The organism is Microtetraspora sp. AC03309 (assembly GCF_020826795.1).
In the GTDB taxonomy this organism is placed as follows: domain Bacteria; phylum Actinomycetota; class Actinomycetes; order Streptosporangiales; family Streptosporangiaceae; genus Microtetraspora; species Microtetraspora glauca.
The window spans coordinates 1-510 of sequence record NZ_JADDIL010000435.1; the positions used below are offsets into that span (position 1 = coordinate 1).

Consider the following 510-nt stretch of genomic DNA (forward strand, 5'->3'; position numbering starts at 1 on the left):
GTAGGTGACCGGCAGCATGATCACCTCGACCGCGGTCTTGTAAACCCAGCCCAATGCGGTGTAGGTGACGAAATCGCCGAAGCTGCTGATGCCGATCGCACTCGCTGCGATCCCGCAGAAGACCAGGGTGTCGCCGAGTTGGCCGGCGAAGGTGGATCCGACCAGGCGGGCCCACAGGTGCTTCTCCTTGGTCCGTTCCTTGATGGCCACCACGACCCAGGCGTTGATGGTCTGTCCGACGATGAACCCCGCCAGGCCCGCCACGATCAGTTGGGTGTAGGCGCCGACGATGTTCTCGAAGTGCTCCTGGTTGGTGTAGAAGTCGGCCGCCGGCAAATAGACGGTAACCCAGAAAGCCAGCGCGGCAAGCGCATTCATCGAGAACCCGAGGAGAATCGCCCGGCGTGCGGCCTTGAAACCGTATACCTCGGAGAGCACGTCGCCGATCACGTAGGTGAGCGGGAAGACGATGAACCCACCGTCGGTGATGATTGACCAGTTACCGATGAT

Annotated in this window: 1 protein-coding gene; it reads right to left on the reverse strand. The window is 61.4% G+C overall.

Annotated features, from left to right (window positions below):
• A partial coding sequence (locus IMZ11_RS43725; RefSeq protein ID WP_228649603.1) for a queuosine precursor transporter occupies positions 1 to 510 on the reverse strand: 510 nt, incomplete at both ends.